Origin of the sequence: Nonomuraea sp. NPDC050202 (assembly GCF_040656115.1) — a bacterium.
Lineage (GTDB): Bacteria > Actinomycetota > Actinomycetes > Streptosporangiales > Streptosporangiaceae > Nonomuraea.
Map to the genome: position 1 here is coordinate 189,262 of NZ_JBFALF010000012.1, position 18,167 is coordinate 207,428.

Annotated in this window: 18 protein-coding genes; 4 read left to right on the plus strand and 14 right to left on the minus strand. The window is 72.6% G+C overall.

The features are described from left to right. The 5 genes from AB0I79_RS29725 to AB0I79_RS29745 form a co-directional block, all read right to left on the minus strand. A complete protein-coding gene (locus AB0I79_RS29725) occupies positions 1–327 on the minus strand; it encodes a non-heme iron oxygenase ferredoxin subunit (protein ID WP_357879528.1) in 327 nt (108 codons plus the stop codon). Then, entirely contained in the window at positions 324–1,445 is a 1,122-nt protein-coding gene (gene sufD / locus AB0I79_RS29730) for a Fe-S cluster assembly protein SufD (RefSeq protein WP_357879530.1), read from the minus strand. The genes AB0I79_RS29725 and sufD overlap by 4 nt, the downstream gene beginning before the upstream one ends. Then, the gene (gene sufB / locus AB0I79_RS29735) at positions 1,445–2,857 is read right to left on the minus strand and encodes a Fe-S cluster assembly protein SufB (RefSeq protein WP_357879532.1); all 1,413 of its coding nucleotides are present in this window, start codon (positions 2,855–2,857) and stop codon (positions 1,445–1,447) included. Before sufB ends, sufD begins: the two co-directional genes overlap by 1 nt. Next, entirely contained in the window at positions 2,854–3,552 is a 699-nt protein-coding gene (locus AB0I79_RS29740; RefSeq protein WP_357879535.1) for a metalloregulator ArsR/SmtB family transcription factor, read from the minus strand. Before AB0I79_RS29740 ends, sufB begins: the two co-directional genes overlap by 4 nt. A gap of 92 nt (positions 3,553–3,644) precedes the next feature. Then, positions 3,645–4,874: a multidrug effflux MFS transporter gene (locus AB0I79_RS29745; protein WP_357879538.1), complete on the minus strand. Its 1,230-nt coding sequence runs from the start codon at positions 4,872–4,874 to the stop codon at positions 3,645–3,647. Positions 4,875–5,063: 189 nt separating this feature from the next. Here AB0I79_RS29745 and AB0I79_RS29750 point away from each other — a divergent pair, with 189 nt between their 5' ends. Together AB0I79_RS29750 and AB0I79_RS29755 are read left to right on the plus strand one after the other, a co-directional pair. Next, the gene (locus AB0I79_RS29750; RefSeq protein ID WP_357879541.1) at positions 5,064–5,972 is read left to right on the plus strand and encodes an ABC transporter ATP-binding protein; all 909 of its coding nucleotides are present in this window, start codon (positions 5,064–5,066) and stop codon (positions 5,970–5,972) included. A gap of 49 nt (positions 5,973–6,021) precedes the next feature. Further along, positions 6,022–6,789, plus strand: coding sequence for an ABC transporter permease (locus tag AB0I79_RS29755; RefSeq protein WP_357879544.1), 768 nt, complete (start codon positions 6,022–6,024; stop codon positions 6,787–6,789). A 70-nt stretch (positions 6,790–6,859) separates the two neighbouring features. Here the strand turns inward: AB0I79_RS29755 and AB0I79_RS29760 are convergent, their stop codons facing one another. Next, positions 6,860–8,056: an MFS transporter gene (locus tag AB0I79_RS29760; protein ID WP_357879547.1), complete on the minus strand. Its 1,197-nt coding sequence runs from the start codon at positions 8,054–8,056 to the stop codon at positions 6,860–6,862. A gap of 125 nt (positions 8,057–8,181) precedes the next feature. Between AB0I79_RS29760 and AB0I79_RS29765 the strand changes: the two genes are divergently transcribed. After that, positions 8,182–9,093, plus strand: a complete 912-nt coding sequence (locus AB0I79_RS29765; protein ID WP_357879550.1) for an EamA family transporter — start codon at positions 8,182–8,184, stop codon at positions 9,091–9,093. Between the two features lie 257 nt (positions 9,094–9,350). Here the strand turns inward: AB0I79_RS29765 and AB0I79_RS29770 are convergent, their stop codons facing one another. Genes AB0I79_RS29770 through AB0I79_RS29805 form a run of 8 tightly spaced genes read right to left on the minus strand, consistent with a single transcriptional unit; the run spans position 9,351 to position 17,014 of the window. Further along, positions 9,351–10,019: a GntR family transcriptional regulator gene (locus tag AB0I79_RS29770; RefSeq protein ID WP_357879553.1), complete on the minus strand. Its 669-nt coding sequence runs from the start codon at positions 10,017–10,019 to the stop codon at positions 9,351–9,353. A 26-nt stretch (positions 10,020–10,045) separates the two neighbouring features. After that, positions 10,046–11,116 (minus strand): ornithine cyclodeaminase family protein, encoded by a 1,071-nt coding sequence (locus AB0I79_RS29775; protein WP_357879556.1) that lies wholly within the window; start codon positions 11,114–11,116, stop codon positions 10,046–10,048. Further along, on the minus strand, positions 11,113–12,078 hold the full coding sequence (locus tag AB0I79_RS29780) for a proline racemase family protein (protein ID WP_357879559.1): 966 nt from the start codon (positions 12,076–12,078) through the stop codon (positions 11,113–11,115). The genes AB0I79_RS29775 and AB0I79_RS29780 overlap by 4 nt, the downstream gene beginning before the upstream one ends. Next, the gene (locus AB0I79_RS29785; protein ID WP_357879562.1) at positions 12,078–13,079 is read right to left on the minus strand and encodes a proline racemase family protein; all 1,002 of its coding nucleotides are present in this window, start codon (positions 13,077–13,079) and stop codon (positions 12,078–12,080) included. Before AB0I79_RS29785 ends, AB0I79_RS29780 begins: the two co-directional genes overlap by 1 nt. Beyond that, positions 13,076–13,969 (minus strand): dihydrodipicolinate synthase family protein, encoded by an 894-nt coding sequence (locus tag AB0I79_RS29790; protein WP_357879565.1) that lies wholly within the window; start codon positions 13,967–13,969, stop codon positions 13,076–13,078. The genes AB0I79_RS29785 and AB0I79_RS29790 overlap by 4 nt, the downstream gene beginning before the upstream one ends. 26 nt (positions 13,970–13,995) lie before the next feature. Beyond that, entirely contained in the window at positions 13,996–15,636 is a 1,641-nt protein-coding gene (locus AB0I79_RS29795; RefSeq protein ID WP_357879568.1) for an NAD(P)/FAD-dependent oxidoreductase, read from the minus strand. Further along, the gene (locus AB0I79_RS29800) at positions 15,633–15,875 is read right to left on the minus strand and encodes a (2Fe-2S)-binding protein (RefSeq protein WP_357879571.1); all 243 of its coding nucleotides are present in this window, start codon (positions 15,873–15,875) and stop codon (positions 15,633–15,635) included. The genes AB0I79_RS29795 and AB0I79_RS29800 overlap by 4 nt, the downstream gene beginning before the upstream one ends. Continuing rightward, the gene (locus AB0I79_RS29805) at positions 15,872–17,014 is read right to left on the minus strand and encodes an FAD-binding oxidoreductase (RefSeq protein WP_357879573.1); all 1,143 of its coding nucleotides are present in this window, start codon (positions 17,012–17,014) and stop codon (positions 15,872–15,874) included. The genes AB0I79_RS29800 and AB0I79_RS29805 overlap by 4 nt, the downstream gene beginning before the upstream one ends. 112 nt (positions 17,015–17,126) lie before the next feature. Here AB0I79_RS29805 and AB0I79_RS29810 point away from each other — a divergent pair, with 112 nt between their 5' ends. Further along, entirely contained in the window at positions 17,127–18,113 is a 987-nt protein-coding gene (locus tag AB0I79_RS29810) for a COX15/CtaA family protein (protein WP_357879576.1), read from the plus strand. The last annotated feature ends 54 nt before the right edge of the window (positions 18,114–18,167 follow it).

Genomic DNA, 18,167 nt, shown 5'->3' on the forward strand with positions numbered 1-18,167 from the left:
TTAGGACTCCTTCGAGAGCGAGACGAGGACGTCATCGCCGTCGATCTTCACTGAGTAGACGTTCACGGGTTGGGTGGCGGGCGGCCCGGTGGGCTTGCCGGTGTTGATGTCGAAGCACGAGCCGTGCAGCCAGCACTCCAGGGTGCCGTCGTACACCTCGCCCTCGCTGAGCTTGACCTCGGCGTGGGAGCAGACGTCGTGCAGGGCGCGGACCTCCCGGCCCTTGCGCACGAGCGCGACCGGTGTCTCGTCCGCGCCGACCTCGACGCCGATGACACCCCCGTCGGGGATGTCCTCGACCTTGCACACCTTCTCGAACGAGCTCATCGGGCGAGCTCCGCCTCCAGCGCGTTCATGACGCGCTCGCGGATCTCCTCGATCTGGACCTTCTCGACGAGCTGGCCGAGGAAGCCCCGCACGACCAGGCGGCGCGCCTCGTCGTAGGGGATGCCGCGGGCCTGGAGGTAGAAGATGTGCTCGTCGTCGAGGCGGCCGGAGGCGGAGGCGTGCCCCGCTCCAGCGACCTCGCCGGTGAGGATCTCCAGGTTGGGCACCGAGTCGGCGCGGGCGCCGTCGGTGAGGATGAGGTTGCGGTTGAGCTCGTAGGTGTCGGTGCCCTCGGCCTCGACCCTGATGATCACGTCGCCGATCCAGACGGCGTGCGCCTCCTCGCCCTGCAGGGCGCCGCGGTAGTCGACGTTGCTCTTGCAGTTGGGCTGCGAGTGGTCGACCAGCAGGCGGTGCTCCAGGTGCTGCCCGGCGTCCACGAAGTAGACGCCCGACATGTCGGCGTCGCCGCCCGGCGCGGTGTAGGTGACGCTGGGCGACAGGCGTACCAGGTCGCCGCCGAACGTCGCCACGAAGCTGCGGAAGGTGGCGTCCTTGGCGAGCTGCGCGTGGTGGTGGGAGACGTGGACCGCGTCGTCGTCCCAGTCCTGCAGGCTGACGACCTTGAGGCTGGCCCCGTCGCCGACGACGAACTCGATGTTGTCGGCGTAGACGGCGCTGCCCTTGTGGTCGAGCACGAGCACGGCCTCGGCCATCGGCTCCACCTTGACCACGATGTGGCCGTAGGTCGCGCCGTCGCCCTCGCCCGTCAGCGTCAGCACGGTCGGCTTGGAGGTGACGGCCTCGCGCGGCACCGTGATCACGGTGGCCTTCTCGAAGCTGTTCCAGGCCTGGGCGCTGACCCGGTCGGTCGGCATGAACGCCTTGCCCACGCGGGCGTCGTCGCGGCCGACCGTCTCGACGGTGACCTCCGGGGCGGCGTCCACGTCCACGCGGACGTGCCCGACCGGCTCGGCCTTGCCGTTGTGCAGGCCCTTCAGGCGGGACAGCGGCGTGAAGCGCCACGCCTCCTCCCGCCCGGTCGGGACCTCGAAGTCGCCCAGTTCGTAGGACGCCCTCTCGTGCAGGGTCGACAGGGGCTTCTCGTTCAGGCCCATCAGCCGACGGCTCCTTCCATCTGCAGCTCGATCAGCCGGTTCAGCTCGAGCGCGTACTCCATGGGCAGCTCACGCGCGATCGGCTCCACGAAGCCGCGCACGATCATCGCCATCGCCTCGTCCTCGCCGAGCCCGCGGCTCATGAGGTAGAACAGCTGGTCCTCGCTGACCTTGGAGACCGTGGCCTCGTGGCCCATCGAGACGTCGTCCTCGCGGACGTCGACGTAGGGGTAGGTGTCGGAGCGGCTGATCTGGTCGACCAGCAGGGCGTCGCACTTGACGGTGCTGGCGCTGCCGTGGGCACCCTCCTCGATCTGCACCAGACCGCGGTAGGAGGTACGGCCGCCGCCGCGCGCCACCGACTTGGAGATGACGCTGGAGCTGGTGTTGGGCGCCAGGTGCACCATCTTGGAGCCGGCGTCCTGGTGCTGGCCCTCGCCGGCGAACGCGACGCTCAGCGTCTCGCCCTTGGCGTGCTCGCCCATCAGGTAGACGGCCGGGTACTTCATCGTGACCTTGGAGCCGATGTTGCCGTCGATCCACTCCATGGTCGCGCCCTCGTAGGCGACGGCGCGCTTGGTGACCAGGTTGTAGACGTTGTTCGACCAGTTCTGGATGGTCGTGTAACGGCAGCGGGCGTTCTTCTTCACGATGATCTCGACGACCGCGCTGTGCAGCGAGTCGGAGGAGTAGATCGGCGCGGTGCAGCCCTCGACGTAGTGCACGTAGCTGTTCTCGTCGACGATGATCAGGGTCCGCTCGAACTGACCCATGTTCTCGGTGTTGATCCGGAAGTAGGCCTGCAGCGGGATCTCGACCTCGACGTTCGGCGGCACGTAGATGAACGAGCCACCGGACCACACGGAGGTGTTGAGCGCGGCGAACTTGTTGTCGCCCACCGGGATCACCGAGCCGAAGTACTCCTTGAAGAGCTCCTCGTGCTCCTTCAGGCCCGTGTCGGTGTCGACGAAGATGACACCCTTCTCCTCGAGGTCCTCACGGATCTTGTGATAGACGACCTCGGACTCGTACTGGGCCGCGACGCCGGCGATGAGGCGCTGCTTCTCCGCCTCGGGGATGCCGAGCTTGTCGTAGGTGTTCTTGATGTCGGCGGGCAGCTCGTCCCAGGAGGCGGCCTGCTTCTCCGTCGAGCGCACGAAGTACTTGATGTTGTCGAAGTCGATGCCGGTGAGGTCGGAGCCCCAGGTGGGCAGCGGCTTCTTGTCGAACAGGCGGAGGCCCTTCAGGCGAAGGTCGAGCATCCACTCCGGCTCGCTCTTGAGCGCGGAGATGTTGCGGACGACCTCCTCGGACAGGCCTCGCTTGGCCGCCGCGCCCGCGGCATCCGGGTCGGCCCAGCCGAACTTGTAATTCCCGAGGCCTTCCAGCTCCGGGCGGTCGGTGACAGTCACCTTCCGGTCTCCTTGCTCTTGTCTCTATGTGCGGAATCGGCCAATGACTGCGGGGACACGTGCGTCGTGCACACCCCGTCGCCGTGGGCGATCGTGGCCAGGCGCTGCACCGGGGTGCCGAGCAGCTGCGCGAACGCCTCCGTCTCGGCCTCACACAGCTGCGGGAACTCCGCGGCCGCGTGCGCCACCGGGCAGTGGTGCTGGCAGAGCTGGTCGCCGCCCGACTTGGCCTTGGTGGCCGAGGCGGCATACCCCTCTGCCGACAGCGCCTGCGCCAGCACCTGTACGCGCTGGTCCGCGGGCACCGTCGCCATGACCGGCTCCAGCCGCTCCAGCAGGCTCGACACCTGCTCGCGGGCGAAGTCTGCCACGGCTTCTCGCCCCAGACGCTCGGCCAGGAAGCGCAGCGCGCTGCCGGCCAGGTCGTCATAGGCGTGCTCGAAAGCACTGCGCCCCGCGTCGGTGATCGCGAACAGCTTGGCCGGCCGTCCACGCCCGCGCTGTCCGCGCGGGCGAACCGTACGAGGCTCTATCATTCCGTCGGCCAGCAGCGCGTCGAGGTGACGCCGTACGGCGGCGGGCGTGAGCCCGAGCCGCTCGCCGAGAGCCGCGGCCGCGACGGGACCATGCTCAAGAATCAGCCTGGCCACGCGGGCGCGGGTGCCGCGCTCACCACCGGGCTCCATCGTGGGCATGTTTTTCACAACATCAGTGTGCCGTAATTCCTTCCCGCATCACAAACGGATCTGAGCAGGGGCGGGGATGGAATTTGTCACGCAGGGTAGCCTTACCTAACTTTTGCCCGGCCCAGGATCGTGAACGCCAGGGCCGAGCAGATGAAGAGCCCGAGCATGACACATGCCATGGGCACCGCGGAGCCGGTTCCGGCAAGTCCGACCAGCGGGGCCGCGGCCGCGCCGAGCGCGAACTGCAGCACGCCCGTGAGCGCCGAGGCGCTGCCCGCGACCTGCGCGGGCTGGGAGCCGAGCGCCAGCGCGCCGGTGCCGGGCAGGACGAGGCCCTGCCCCAGCATGATGACGGCCAGCCCGCTCACGATGCCCCACAGGCCGAGGCCGGCCAGCGCGGCGGTCATCAGCAGGACCGCGCCGACCAGGGCCACGCCGAGCCCGGCGCGCACGAGCAGGACGGGCCGCACCCGCCCCGACAGCCGGCCGCCGAGCTGGGAGGTGGCGATCAGGGCCAGGGCGTTCAAGGCGAAGATGAGGGAGTACTGCTGGGGCGTGGCGCCGTACACCTCCTGGAGCACGAACGGCGAGCCCGAGATGTAGCCGAACATGGCCGCGAACGACAGGCCGCCGGTCAGGGCGAAGCCCATGAACGAGCGGTCGCGCAGGAGGTGCCAGAACGTGCTCACGGTGTGCTTGAGCCCGCCGCTCTCGCGTTCCCCGGCGGGCAGCGTCTCGCGCACGCCCGCCACCACGGCCAGCAGCAGCACGATCCCCGCGATGCTGAGCGCCACGAACACGCCCCGCCACGAGGTGAACTCCAGCAGCTGTGCGCCGGCGATGGGCGCCAGGATCGGGGCCAGGCCGCTGACGAGCATCAGCGTGGCGAAGATGCGCGCGATGGCGGCGCCGTCGTACAGGTCGCGGACGACGGCCCGCACGATGACCAGCGCCGCGCCGCCCAGCATGCCCTGCAGCAGGCGGAAGGCGATGAGCATCGGCACCGAGGGCGCGAAGGCGCACAGCAGCGAGGAGAGCATGAACCCGGCCACGCCGACCATCAGCGGCACCCGCCGGCCGCGCACGTCGCTGAGCGGGCCGGCGATCACCTGGCCGAGCGACACGCCGATGAGACAGGCGGTGAGCGTGAGCTGGACCTGCGCCTCCCCGCTGAGCATCTCGGCGGTGATGGAGGGCAGGGCGGGGAGGTACATGTCGATGGACAGCGGCCCGATCGCCGACAGCGCGCCGAGGATCAGCAGCAACAGTCCGCGGCGGCTCTTCTGACTCTGCTGGACGACGGCGGACGTGGCGATCTCTGCCACGGACATGCGTGAACCCCTCTCCCTCGTAGGCCTGTGGCCCACGAGGGCCGAGAGATCAAACCATGTTTCGGTCCTCCGAATTCCCAGTCATCAGACATTTCCCGAAACTTCCTTAGATAGGGCGTCGAACCGGGTGAATGCGGTCATGGTCACCTGCGGCCCGGACTGCCTGCCGGAGTCCCTAAACTCGTGGCCATGGATTCCCCAGCCGTCGAGATCGTCGACCTGGTCAAACGTTACGGCGGCAGCACCGCCGTCGACGGCCTCACCTTCCGCGCCGAGCGGGGCGCGGTCACCGCGGTCCTCGGTCCCAACGGCGCCGGCAAGACGTCCACGGTGGAGATCTGCGAGGGGTTCCGCAAGGCCGACGGCGGCACGGTCAAGGTCCTCGGCCTGGCGCCCGCGCTGCCCGAGCTGCGCGCGCGGGTGGGGGTCATGCTGCAGGCGGGCGGCGTGCCGCCGGCGATGCGCTGCGCCGAGTGGCTGCGGCTGGTCTCGCGCTTCTACGCGCACCCGCTCGACCCGCGCGCCCTGCTGGAGCGGCTGGGGCTGACCGATCACGTACGCACCCCGTACCGCAGGCTGTCGGGCGGGCAGCAGCAGCGGCTGTCGCTGGCGGCGGCCGTGGTCGGGCGGCCGGAGCTGGTCTTCCTCGACGAGCCGACGGCCGGCCTCGACCCGCAGGCCAGGCACGCCTGCTGGGAGCTGGTGGGCGAGCTGCGCGAGGCCGGGGTGTCGGTGATGCTGACCACCCACCACATGGACGAGGCCGAGCGGCTGGCCGACCACGTCGTGATCATCGACAGGGGGCGCGTGGTGGCCGAGGGCAGCCCCGCCTCGCTGACCGGGGCCGAGCGGCAGCTCAGGTTCAGGGCGCGGCCGGGGCTGGCGCTGGAGGAGCTGCTCAACGCGCTCCCGGCGGGCAGCGCGGCCAAGGAGTCGCCGGCCGGGCACTACATCATCGAGGGCCTGGTGGGGCCCGAGCTGCTGGCCACGGTGACGGCCTGGTGCGCGGCCGAGGGCGTCACGGCCGACGACCTGCGCATCGAGCGCCGCACCCTCGAAGACGTCTTCCTCGAGCTGACCGGCAGGGAGCTGCGATGAGCGCGCCCGCCGAGATCACCGCGCACGGCCCGACCCACGGGGGATCCCGATGACCACGCTCGACTTCAGCCCCGCTCCCGGTGCGGCGCCGTTCCCGCGCATGGTGCTGGCGCAGGCGGGCGCGGAGATCCGCGCGATGCTGCGCAACGGCGAGCAGCTCCTGCTCACCCTGGTCATCCCGGTGCTGCTGCTGACCGGGTTCTCGCTGGCGCCGCTGATCGACGTCGGCGGCGGGCGGCGGGTCGACTTCCTGGCGCCGGGCGTGCTCGCGCTGGCCGTGATGTCCACGGCCTTCACCGGGCAGGCCATCGCCACGGGCTTCGAGCGCCGCTACGGCGTGCTCAAGCGGCTGGGCGCGACCCCGCTGTCCAGGAGCGGGCTCATGCTGGCCAAGACGGCCGCGGTCGCCGGCGTGGAGATCATCCAGGCCGTGGTCATCGTGGCCGTGGGGCTGGCGCTGGGGTGGCGGCCGCAGGGCTCGTTCCTGAGCGCGGCGCTGCTGATCGTGCTGGGCACCGCGGCCTTCAGCGGGCTGGGCCTGCTCATGGCCGGCACACTGCGCGCCGAGGCCACGCTGGCGGCGGCCAACCTGGTCTACCTGGTGCTGCTCGGGGCGGGCGGGGTGATGTTCCCGCTGAGCAAGTTCCCCGAGGGGGTGCGGCCCGTGCTGGAGGCGCTGCCCATCACCGCGCTGACCGGCGGCCTGCGCGCGGTGCTCGCCCAGGGCGCGGCACTCCCGCTGGTCCCGGTGGCCGTGCTCGCGGCCTGGGCGGTGGTGTCGCTGGCGCTGGTCTCGCGCACGTTCCGCTGGGAGTGAGGGTCCCGCTGGGAGTCAGGGGCCGCTAGGAGTGAGGGGTCAGCCGGCCGTGGCCGGCGGACCCGCATCGTCATTCCGGGTGCGGCGGTTCGGCTCGCAGGGCGCCGTAGCGGCGGCGGGTGAGGGCGGCCACCGCCGTCAGGGGGATGGCCGCGCCGGCCGCCAGGCCGAACAGCAGCCCGTACCGGCCGTCCTGCGCCAGCGGCCCGGCGGCCCACGACGCGACCGCGCTGCCCACGAACAGCGCGCAGGCGAAGAAGGCGATCGTGGTCCCCCGGGCCTCAGGCACGACCGAGGTGGCCCAGGTCTGCAGCGAGGAGTGCAGGAACGACCAGCCACCGCCCAGCAGCAGCGCCGTGACGGCCACGGCGGGCACGCTGACGTGCACGGTCACGATCGCGAACCCGGCACAGAGCTGCGCACCGCCCACGACCATCAGCAGCGGCGCGGGCCAGCGGCCCGACAGGTGCTTGACGAGCTTGGCGAAGCCCCACAGCCCCAGCCCGTACGCGGTGATCGACAGCCCCGCCACGGCGGCGGCCAGCCCCGTGTGCTGCAGCGCCGGGGCCAGGAACGGCATGGCCCCCAGCATGATCGCTCCCTCCGCGAAGGCGAGCGCGAACACCAGCAGCGCCCACCGCTGCCGCAGCACCTTCCCCAGGTGGCTCAGCACCCCGCTCCCGGCGTTCCCGTGCCGGGGCGGCTCGGGCAGCGTGCGCAGCGACAGCGCGCAGACCAGGGCGCAGGCGGCGGGCACGGTGAAGGCCACCCGCCAGTCCACCAGGCCGGCGACGACGCCGCCCAGGCCCGTGGCCAGCGCCGTGCCGAGGGCGGCGGCGGCCATGAGGTCGGTGAGGGCGCGCTGGCGTACCGACGGCTGGACGGTGTCGCCCACGTACGTCAGCCCCGTGGGGATCACGGCACCGAAGCAGGCGCCCGTGACGACCCTGGCCAGCACGAGCGCCCACAGCACGGGCATCAGCGCCGAGACCGCGCCCGCCAGCGCCGCGCCGAACAGGGCCCAGCGCATGACGCGAACGCGGCCGAACCGGTCGGACAGCAGGCCCCACAGCGGCTGGGTCAGCCCGTACGCCAGGTAGTAGCCGCTGGCGGCGGCGACCGAGGCCGACAGCGAGACGTCCAGGTCGGCGGCGATGAGCACGAGCATGGGGCTCACCGCGAAGCGGTCGAAGCTGCTGACGAACCCGGACACGGACAGAGCCAGCGGAGGGCGATCGAGACTCACGGGGAGCGCGGGGGCTTTCATACATCCATGGTGGATATGTCCCGGAATATGATCCAGTCGGCAGTGGTACCACCTTAATGGAGGTGATGTCGGTCGCGTTGAGTAGGCTCTGACGGTTGCTCTTCCTGCACCTGACGAGGAGTCCCGTGACCGCCTTCGCACTCGACGACCCCATCGGCCGGGGTCCTGGCCTGCCCAGGCCGGGGAACCTGCTCCGCACCGCGGCCGACTCCATCCCACCCTCGGGGCTCGTGCTGCTGGCCATCTTCTCGGTGCAGATCGGCGCCGGGTTCGCCAAGGAGCTGTTCGCGGCGCTGCCGCCGAGCGCGGTGGTGTTCCTGCGCATCGCGGCCGGGGCGCTCATCATGGGCGCCGTCGCGCGGCCCAAGCTGAAGGGGCTGGCCTGGCGCGACTGGGCGGTGGGGATCGGCTTCGGCCTGACGCTCGCCGTGATGAACCTGACCTTCTACGAGGCCCTGGCCCGGCTGCCGATGGGGATCGCGGTGGCGATCGAGTTCCTCGGGCCCCTGGGCGTGGCGGTGGCCGCCTCCCGGCGGCGGATCGACCTGCTGTGGATCGGGCTGGCCGGGATGGGCGTGGTGCTGCTGGCCCCGTGGGGCGACTCGTCGTCGGTGAGCTGGGTGGGCATCGGGTTCGCCATGGTGGCGGGGGCCTGCTGGGCGGCGTACATCCTGCTGTCGGCGGCCGCCGGGCGGCGCTTCCCCGGGACGAGCGGGCTGTCGTTCGCGATGATCGTCTCAGCGGTGGCGATCCTGCCGATCGGGGTCACCACCGGCGGGGCCGACCTGCTGCAGCCCGAGCTGCTGCTCATCGGGCTGGGCGTGGGGCTGCTGTCGTCGGTGATCCCGTACTCGCTGGAGCTGCAGGCGCTGCGGCGCATGCCCAAGCACGTGTTCGGCATTCTGATGAGCCTGGAGCCCGCCGTCGCGGCGCTGATCGGGGTGCTGCTGCTCAGCGAGATCCTGCACGCGCAGCAGTGGGCGGCGATCATCTGCATCGTGGCCGCCAGCCTGGGCTCGACCCGCAGGCGGAGATGAGGGCCGCCGCGCGCCCGTGGGATGGGGTCTCGGGCGCGCGGCGGGGGGCTCGGCTCGGTGGGCGGGGTGTGCCGAGCCCATGGAGGTCAGCGGAGTGCGGGTGTCCGCGTGACCAGGTATGTGCCGCAAGCAGCCGGTCCGTCGCGGACCGGGAACGGCGGAACCGGCGGCGTTCGCGCGAGGCGTCGCCCGGCCGGCCCGCATCGAGGTTACCTCCATCGGGGAGTGCCCGATCCCCGAATGTCAGAACTTAACGCTCAGTGCTCGGCCCAGATACCGCGTACGTGGCCGATGTGCTCCGCCATGAGATGGCCGACGGCGGCGCCGTCGCCGCTCTTGAGCGCGTCCAGCAGTTGCAGGTGCTCCCTGGCGGAGTCGCCCAGCGTGCCGCGCTCGGAGAGCTGGGACAGGCCGTAGAGCCGGGCCCTGTTGCGCAGGTCGCGCACCACCGTGACGAGGTGGACGTTGCCGCACAGCGACAGCAGCTCGACGTGGAAGCGCAGGTCGGCGTCCACGTACGCGAGCAGGTCGCCCCGCTCGCTGGCCGAGACGATCTCCTCGGCGATGGGCCGCAGCCGCTCGAACTCCTCGGCCCGCGAGCTGTCGGCCAGCCTGGCGACCGTGGGCACCTCGATGAGCTGACGGATCTCGGTCAGCTCGTCGAGGTCGCGGTCGGACAGCTCGGTCACCCGGAAGCCCTTGTTGCGCACGGCCTCGACCAGGCCCTCCTTGGCCAGGTCGAGCATGGCCTCGCGCACGGGCGTGGCAGAGACGCCGAACTGGGCGGCCAGCACCGGCGCGGAGTAGACCACCCCCGGCCGCATCTCGCCGGTGATCAGCGCGGCACGCAGCGCGTGCGCGACCTGCTCGCGCAGGCTCTGCCGCTCCCCCACCATCGGCAGGTCGAGCCGGTCCTCGGCAGCCATCGGCCCATCCCCTTCTCTGTCCACCCTCATGCCTGCGCCCTCGTTCGGGCCTCGTAGGCGGCAGCCGCAACCACGAGGTCCTCCCACGCCATGCCCGTGCTCTTGAACACGCGCGGCCCCGGACCGGTGACCACCCTTCCGGCGAGCAGGTCGGCAAGGTTACCGGCGAGATGATGAGAGGTGATCGTACCCTGGCGGATCGGGACGACGACGTCGCCCGCCTCCTCCAGGGCGGCCGCCCTGGCCTCGACGACCACGGTGGCGCGGGCGATCAGGTCGCCGTCGAGCTCACGGGCGTCGGGCTCGTGCGAGCCGACCGCGACGACGGTGACGCCGTCGCGGGCGAGCTTACCGGGGAACAGGGGATGCCTGGCCGTGGTGCAGCACGCGATCAGATCGGCCCCGCCCACCGCCTCAGCCACGGCCTCAGCCACGGCCTCAGTCACCGCCTCGGCCGCCGCCCCCGTCACCGCTTCTCCGGCGGCTTCCTCCGGCGGGACGGCCGGCGGGGCGGAAGACGGGGCGGAAGGCGCGGCGGAAGGTGGCGGGCCGGCGGGCAGGGCGCGGGCGGTCAGGCCGAGCGCGCGGCAGCGGGCGGCCAGCGCCTCGGCCCGGCCCGCGTCGCGGCCCACCACCGTGACGTCGTCCACCGGCCGCACCTCCCGCAGCGCCAGCACGTGCCCGTACGCCTGCGGCCCGCTCCCGAACACGACCAGCCGCCGCGCGCCGGGATCGGCGAGGTGGCGGACGGCGAGGGCGGAGACGGCGGGCGTGCGCAGCGAGGTGAGCGCGATCCCGTCCAGTGCCGCCAGCGGGGCCAGGGTGTCGCCGTCGAACAGCAGGTACGTGCCCTGGATCCGGGGCAGCCCCCGCTCCGGGTTGCGCGGCGCGATGCTGACGGCCTTGACGCCCGCGTACCGCCGGGTGGAGGCGGGCATGAGCAGCAGCTGCCCGGCGGGCAGGTCCACGATCGGCCGCCGCGGGGTCGTCTCGGGGTCGAGCCCCGCCCGCAGCGCCTCCTCCAGGACGTCCACGGCCCGGCCCATGGGCACCAGCCGCTCCACGGTGGCCGCGTCGAGGTACGGCAGCCCGCTCATCGCAGCGTGAACCCGGTCGGGAACGGGTCGGCGGGGTCGAGCTCGAAGGTGTGCCGCCCGGTGCGGTACGCCATGCCGTCGATCTCCACGATCACGCCCTCGTCCGTCGCCTCCCGCACGCGGGCGGTGAACACGCTGCCCACGACGCTCTCGTGCACGAGGCCGGCGACCTTCTCCTCGTCGTGCAGCAGCGCCATCCTGGCGGCGGTGCCGGAGCCGCACGGCGAGCGGTCCACCTCGCCGTCGGCGAACACGGTGACGTTGCGCTGCCGTCTGACCCCGTCCAGGTCCGGGAGCTCCTCGTGGTAGATCACCCCGTACACGCCGGACAGCCTCTCGTCGGACGGGTGCCTGGCGGCCGGGTGCCCCGCCAGGCCGGCCTTGATCCGCCGGGCGTGCTCGATGAGGGCGTTCACGTGCCGGGGCTCGACCCGCAGGCCGACGTCCTGCGCGCGTACCGACGCGTAGATGGCGCCGCCGTAGGAGACGTCGGCGCGCAGGCCCGCGACGGGCACGTCGCGGGCGATCACGAACGAGGGCACGTTGACGAAGGTGACGCCCTCGATCCTGCCTCCGGAGAGCCGCACCCTGGCCTGGACGCGGCCCGAGGGCACGTCGACGACGACGTCCGTCACGCCGTCGGGGGCGGCCTCGACCAGGCCCTCCCGTACGGCGTGCACGCCCAGCGCGATCGTGCCGTGCCCGCAGGCGGTGGAGAAGCCGTCCTTGTGCCAGAACAGCGCCCCGAGACGCGCACCCTGGTCGTCCGGGGGCACCAGGAAGCAGCCGTACATGTCGGCGTGGCCACGCGGCTCGTTGCACAGCAGCCGCCGCACGTCATCCAGCTCGGCCATCGCGGTGGTGCGGCGGTCGAGCACGGTGGAGCCGGGGATCTCGGGCACCCCGCCCGTCACGATCCTGAACGGCTCCCCCGCCGTGTGATAGTCGACCGTCGTCAGCATCAGAGCTCGAACCCCGCGGGGAACGGGTCGCGCGGGTCGAGGAAGTACTGGGCGGTGCCGGTGATCCAGGCCCGCCCGGTGATCGACGGCAGGACCGCCGGCCGGCCGCCCACCGTGGTCTCCTCCAGCAGCCGCCCGATGAAGTGGGTGCCGATGAACGACTCGTTCGTGAAGTCGCGGCCCAGCGGCAGCTCGCCCCTGGCGTGGAGCTGGGCCATGCGGGCGCTGGTGCCGGTGCCGCAGGGCGAGCGGTCGAACCAGCCCGGGTGGATGGCCATGGCGTGGCGCGAGTGGTGGGCGTCGGAGCCGGGGGCGGCGAAGTAGACGTGGTGGCAGCCGCGGATGCGGGAGTCCTCGCGGTGCACCGGCTCGTCGGCGGCGTTGATGGCCTCCATGGTGGCCAGGCCGGCCGCGATGATCTCGTTCTTGGCCTTGCGGTCGAAGGGCAGGCCGTAGTGGTCGAGGTCGACGACGGCGTAGAAGTTGCCGCCGTACGCGAGGTCGTACGGGATCTCCCCGAACGCCGGCACGGTCACCGTGGCGCCCAGCCGGTCACAGTAGGACGGCACGTTGCGCAGCGTCACCGACATGGCCATGCCGTCCTCGACGGCCACGTCCACCTCGACGAGCCCGGCGGGCACCTCCAGGCGCACGGTCGTGACGGGCTCGACCACCTCCACCATGCCGGTCTCCACCAGCACGGTGGCCACGCCGATCGTGCCGTGCCCGCACATCGGCAGCAGCCCGGACACCTCGATGAACAGCACGCCGTAGTCGGCGTCCGGCCTGGTCGGCGGCTGCAGGATGGCGCCGCTCATGGCCGAGTGGCCGCGCGGCTCCGTCATCAGCAGGGTGCGGATGTGGTCGAGATTGTCTCGGAAGTACACGCGCCGCTCCGCCATGCTCGCGCCGGGGATCACGCCGATGCCACCGGTGATGACCCGGGTGGGCATACCCTCGGTGTGGGAGTCGACGGCGTGGAATACGCGCTTGGTCCTCATCGCAGCCCCTCTGCCAGTGCCTTCTCGGTCGCCGCACGCACGATAGCGGCCTGCTCGCCCGTCAGCGGCTCCCTGGGGTGCCTGCACGGGCCGCCGCGACGGCCGGCCACGTCCATGGACAGCTTGATGGCCTGCACGAACTCGGTCTTGGAGTCCCAGCGCAGCAACGGGTGCAGGGCCCGGTACAGCGGCAGCGCGGTCTCCAGGTCGCCCGCCACCGCCGCGCGGTAGAGGGCGGTGCTGGAGGCGGGCAGCGCGTTCGGGTAGCCGGCGATCCAGCCGACGGCTCCGGCCACGGCCAGCTCCAGCAGCACGTCGTCGGAGCCGACCAGCAGGTCGAGCTCGGGCGCCAGCTCCGCGAGCTCGTAGGCCCTGCGCACGTCGCCGCTGAACTCCTTGACCGCCACGATCAGCCCCTCCTCGTGCAGCCTGGCCAGCAGCGCGGGGGTCAGGTCCACCTTGGTGTCGTAGGGGTTGTTGTAGGCCACGATCGGCACGCCGGCCCTGGCCACCTCACGATAGTGCGCCACGACGGCCCGCTTGTCGGCCCGGTAGGTGTTGGGCGGCAGCAGGAGGACCGAGCCGCAGCCCGCCTCGCCCGCCTGCTCGGCCCAGCGGCGCGACTCGGCGGCGCCGTACGCGCCCGCCCCGGCCATCACGTTCCCGCCGCCGACTGCCGCGACGGCGGTCTCGATCACCTTCGTCCGCTCCTGCGGGGTGAGCGTCTGGTACTCGCCGAGCGAGCCGTTCGGCACGACGCCGTCGCAGCCGTTCGCGACCAGCCAGCGGCAGTGCTCCGCGAAGCCGTCGTAGTCGACGGACAGGTCCTCGCGCAGGGGCAGCGCGGTGGCGACCATGACGCCCTGCCAGGGCTTGCTGCGGTGTTCCATGGGGAAGTCCTCCAGGTGTCGGGGGTTCAGTGAGCGAGGTCGTCGTCGGGCGCCGTCGCCCCACCGGAGCTGCCGTCGGGCACTGTCGCTCCGCCGGAGCTGCCGTCGGGCGCTGTCGCTCCGCCGGAGCCGCCGCCGGAGCCGCCGTCGGGTGCCGTGAGTGAGGCCAGCGCGCCGAGGGTGACGGGCTGGGCGATCGGGCGGCGGGGCGGCTGGGGCCGCTCTCCCGCCAGGCAGGACACGGCGTAGCCGCAGATGCGGCCCTGGCACCAGCCCATGCCGGGGCGGGCCAGCAGCTTGACCGAGCGCGCGTCGGTGGCGCCGAGCGCCTGCGCCTCGCGTACCCGGGCCAGCGGCACCTCCTCGCACCGGCACACGAGCGTGTCGTCGCGCAGCCACCCCTGCCAGCCGGACTTGACCGGGTACGCGCGCTGCAGCGCCTCCCCGAACGCCCGCCACCGCTCCCGCCTGCGCGCGAACAGCGGCGGCACGACCGCCGCCGCACCACCGGAAACCGGCACGCCCTCCGGCCCCGCACGACCATCAGCCGCCGCACCCGTGCGAAGGTCCGCAGCCGCACCCGTGCGAGGGCCGGTCGCCGCATCCGTGCGGACGCCGCTGTCCGGGCCTGTGCGGGCGCCGGGCGCCGCGCCCGTGCGGGCGTCGGCCACGATGGCGCGGCCGGCGAGGCGGCCCTCCAGTTCGGCGAGCCGCCAGCCGCCCACGCCGACGGGCTCGCCCGCCGCCCACACCCCGGGCACGGTGGTGCGGAGGGTGGCGTCCACGCTCAGCACCGGGCTGCCGTCCACGTCGTGGCGGGTCCGGCAGCCGAGCTGCGTCCCCAGCTCGATCTGCGGCACGAAGCCGTACCCCACGGCCACGGCGTCGCACTCGACGACGTGGGCCGCCGTGACGTTCCAGTCGTGGTCGAGGCGGGCGATGGTGACGGCCTCCACCTCGCGCTCCCCGTGGGCGGCCACGACCGCCTGGCGCGTCCGGTACGGCACCCGATGCCGGGCCAGGGCGGCCGCGTACCCCGCCGCCTCCCCGGCCTTGCCCAGGGCCAGCACCGGGTTCCTGGCCAGCCCGAGCCCGCCGTTGGCCTCGTACACGCCGAGCACCCGCGCCCCCGCCCCGGCCAGCCCCGAGGCGACGGGCAGCAGGAACGGCCCGGTGCCGGACACCACGATCCGCCGCCCCGCCACGACGCCGCCACCCTTGAGCAGCGCCTGCGCGCCACCGGCGGTGAGCACCCCGGGCAGGTCCCAGCCGGGGAACGGCAGCGGCCTGTCGTGCGCGCCGGTCGCGATCAGCAGCCGCCGCGCCCGCAACACCACCGCCCGCTCGTCCCCTGTACCGGACCGGCCTGTGGGCGCCGCCGTGTCCCTGGTCGCGCAGTGCACCAGCAGGTCGCCGTCCGGCTCGCGGGAAACGGCCCACACCTGGTGCCGCAGCAGCACGTCGGCGCGCGCGTCCAGGGCCCGCGCCTGCCGCAGGAACCGGTCGAGCCCGGGCGCCGGCTTGGGGTCGGCGGCGTGCCGGAAGTACTGCCCGCCGAGCCGCAGGCCCGAGTCCACGAGCGCCACCCGCAGCCCGGCCAGCGCCGCCGTGAGCGCGCCCGCCACGCCGGCGGGCCCGCCGCCGACCACCACGAGGTCGTACGTCACGCCGTCGTCACCTCGTCCCCCGGCTCGGCCTCCAGCAGGCAGGCCCGCTCGGGCGGCCGCCCGTTCACCGAGATCAGGCAGTCGAAGCAGACCCCGATCCCGCAGAACAGCCCGCGCGGCCGCCCGCCGAAGCGGGTGGAGCGCCACGACCGCACCCCGGCCGCGTGCAGGGCCGCGCCGATGGTCTGCCCCGGCACGACCGGCACGGAGCGGCCGTCGACGGTGATGTGGAAGGTCACAGGGCCTCCTCAGGGAAGCGGTCCGGGCGGAAGGGCTGCAGGTCGAGGTCGGGCCGCCGGCCGGCGAGGAGCTGGGCGAGCAGGTGACCGGTGGCCGGGGCGAGCCCGATGCCGGCACCCTCGTGGCCGCACGCGTGATACAGCCCGGACACGCGCGGATCGGCCCCGATGACGGGCAGGTGATCGGGGCAGTACGGCCGGAACCCGCAGTAGGACCGGATGGCCCGGACGTCCCGCAGCGCGGGGAAGAGGGCGACCGCCTGCTCGGCCAGCCGCGTCAGCACCGGCACCGACGTCGTCCTGTCGAACCCGACGCGCTCCCTGCTGGCCCCGATGAGCACGGTCCCGGCGGGCGTGCCCTCCACCACGGCCGAGGTCTCCAGGCCGGCGGAGTCGCTGGCCACGTTCGTCACGTAGGCGGCGGTGTAGACCTTGTGCCTGATCAGCGGCTCCGGCAGCGGCTCGGTGACGAGGATGAATCCCCGCCTGGGCAGCACCGGCAGGTGCACGCCCGCCAGCGCGGCCACCTCGCCGCCCCAGGTGCCCGCCGCGTTGACGACCGCGTCGCCGAGCACGTCGCCCTGGGAGGTGCGCACGCCCGTGACGCGGTCCCCCGAGCGGATGATCCCGGTCACGGTGGCGCCGAGCCGCAGCCGCAGCGTGCCGTGGCCGAAGCTCTCCGCGCCGTGCCTGAGCAGGGTGGCGGCGGCGAGCATGGGCTGCACTTGGGCGTCCTGGGGATAGAACACCCCTCCGGCCAGGCCCTCGGCCAGGTGCGGCTCGTAGCCGCGCAGCTCGGAGGCCGGCACGAGGGTGTGCTCGACGCCCTGCTTGCCGGCCAGCTCGGTGAGCTGCCGCTGCACCTGCTCGGTCTCGGCGACGACCAGCCCGCCCTTCGGCTCGAACTCGAACCCGCCGAGCCCGGCCAGCGAGCGCCACAGCCGGTTCGACAGCACGGCCAGCTCCAGCTCGGGTCCCGGCTCCTTGTCGGACACCAGCACGTTGCCCTCGCCCGAGCCCGTCGTGCCGCCGGCCACGGGGCCACGGTCGATCACGGTCACGTCGAGGCCCGCGCGCGCGGCGTAGTAGGCGCAGGCCGCCCCCACCACACCCGCGCCGACGACGATCACGTCGGACATCACCACCTCCTCTCAGTAATATGTCACATACCTTCACCCTTGAGAAGCCCGGCCCCAGGGAAGCCGGTTCCCGATGGCGGGACCGGCCGGTGCGGCCCCTACCATCGATGACGTGAAGCTACCCACGGACAATCCCCACCTCGTCGCGCGTTTCATCCGGTCGTTCTGGGCACCGACCACCCGCTCGATGCGTGGCTGGGCGTTGGCCTCCGTGGTGGTCAACGCCGGCATCACGGTGACGGGCGCGGGCGTGCGCGTGACGGAGTCGGGGCTCGGCTGCCCGACCTGGCCGAGGTGCACGCCCACCAGCTTCATCCCGGTCGCGCATCCCGAGGTCTCGCCGCTGCACATGGCCGTCGAGTTCGGCAACCGGCTGCTCACGTTCCTGGTGCTGGCGGTGGGCATCGCCTGCTGGCTGGCCGCCGTGCGGATGCGGCCCCGCCGGGTCTCCCTGGTCCGCCTGGCCTGGCTGCAGCCGATCGGGATCATCGCGCAGGCCCTGTGGGGCGGGCTGGTGGTCAACACCATGCTCAACCCGTTCACCGTCGGCATGCACTACCTCCTGTCCAGCGGGCTGATCGCCGCCTGCTGGATGTTGTACGCGCGCGCGGGCGAGGGCGACGGGCCCGTACGGAAGATCACCCACCGCGACGTCCGCCGGCTCGGCCACGCGCTGCTGGCGGCCGTGTTCGCGCTGCTGGTGGTGGGGGTCGTGGTCAGCGGCACCGGGCCGCACTCGGGTGACGAGATGGCCTCGCGCTTCGACCTCGACATCGAGACCGTCGCCCGGTTGCACGCCGACATCGCCTACGTGGTGGTGGGGCTGACGTTCGCGCTGCTGTTCGCGCTGCACGTGACCAACGCCCCGCGCTCCGCCCGGCGGGCCGCGCTGGCCCTGTTCGGCGTGGAGCTGCTGCAGGGCGTGATCGGCTACACGCAGTGGTTCCTGGCCGTCCCTGCCGCGCTGGTGCTGCTGCACGTCCTCGGCTCGACCCTGGTCTGGATCGCCGCGCTGCGGGTCGCCACGTCGCTGCGTTCCCGCGACCCCGAGCCCTCCTCCGTGGACCACTCCCCCACCGAAGCAGCCGCCATCGTCTGAGCGGATATGCCAGGGTATGTGGTGTTAGATGCGCCACTCCCCCGGCCCGGAAGA

What these genes read in the sequence shown, in the direction of transcription:
- AB0I79_RS29725 (WP_357879528.1), bottom strand. Translation starts at nt 327, where the DNA reads ATGAGCTCGTTCGAGAAGGTGTGCAAGGTCGAGGACATCCCCGACGGG.
- sufD (WP_357879530.1), bottom strand. Translation starts at nt 1,445, where the DNA reads ATGGGCCTGAACGAGAAGCCCCTGTCGACCCTGCACGAGAGGGCGTCC.
- AB0I79_RS29740 (WP_357879535.1), bottom strand. Translation starts at nt 3,552, where the DNA reads ATGCCCACGATGGAGCCCGGTGGTGAGCGCGGCACCCGCGCCCGCGTG.
- AB0I79_RS29745 (WP_357879538.1), bottom strand. Translation starts at nt 4,874, where the DNA reads ATGTCCGTGGCAGAGATCGCCACGTCCGCCGTCGTCCAGCAGAGTCAG.
- AB0I79_RS29750 (WP_357879541.1), top strand. Translation starts at nt 5,064, where the DNA reads ATGGATTCCCCAGCCGTCGAGATCGTCGACCTGGTCAAACGTTACGGC.
- AB0I79_RS29755 (WP_357879544.1), top strand. Translation starts at nt 6,022, where the DNA reads ATGACCACGCTCGACTTCAGCCCCGCTCCCGGTGCGGCGCCGTTCCCG.
- AB0I79_RS29760 (WP_357879547.1), bottom strand. Translation starts at nt 8,056, where the DNA reads ATGAAAGCCCCCGCGCTCCCCGTGAGTCTCGATCGCCCTCCGCTGGCT.
- AB0I79_RS29770 (WP_357879553.1), bottom strand. Translation starts at nt 10,019, where the DNA reads ATGGCTGCCGAGGACCGGCTCGACCTGCCGATGGTGGGGGAGCGGCAG.
- AB0I79_RS29775 (WP_357879556.1), bottom strand. Translation starts at nt 11,116, where the DNA reads ATGAGCGGGCTGCCGTACCTCGACGCGGCCACCGTGGAGCGGCTGGTG.
- AB0I79_RS29780 (WP_357879559.1), bottom strand. Translation starts at nt 12,078, where the DNA reads ATGCTGACGACGGTCGACTATCACACGGCGGGGGAGCCGTTCAGGATC.
- AB0I79_RS29785 (WP_357879562.1), bottom strand. Translation starts at nt 13,079, where the DNA reads ATGAGGACCAAGCGCGTATTCCACGCCGTCGACTCCCACACCGAGGGT.
- AB0I79_RS29790 (WP_357879565.1), bottom strand. Translation starts at nt 13,969, where the DNA reads ATGGAACACCGCAGCAAGCCCTGGCAGGGCGTCATGGTCGCCACCGCG.
- AB0I79_RS29805 (WP_357879573.1), bottom strand. Translation starts at nt 17,014, where the DNA reads ATGTCCGACGTGATCGTCGTCGGCGCGGGTGTGGTGGGGGCGGCCTGC.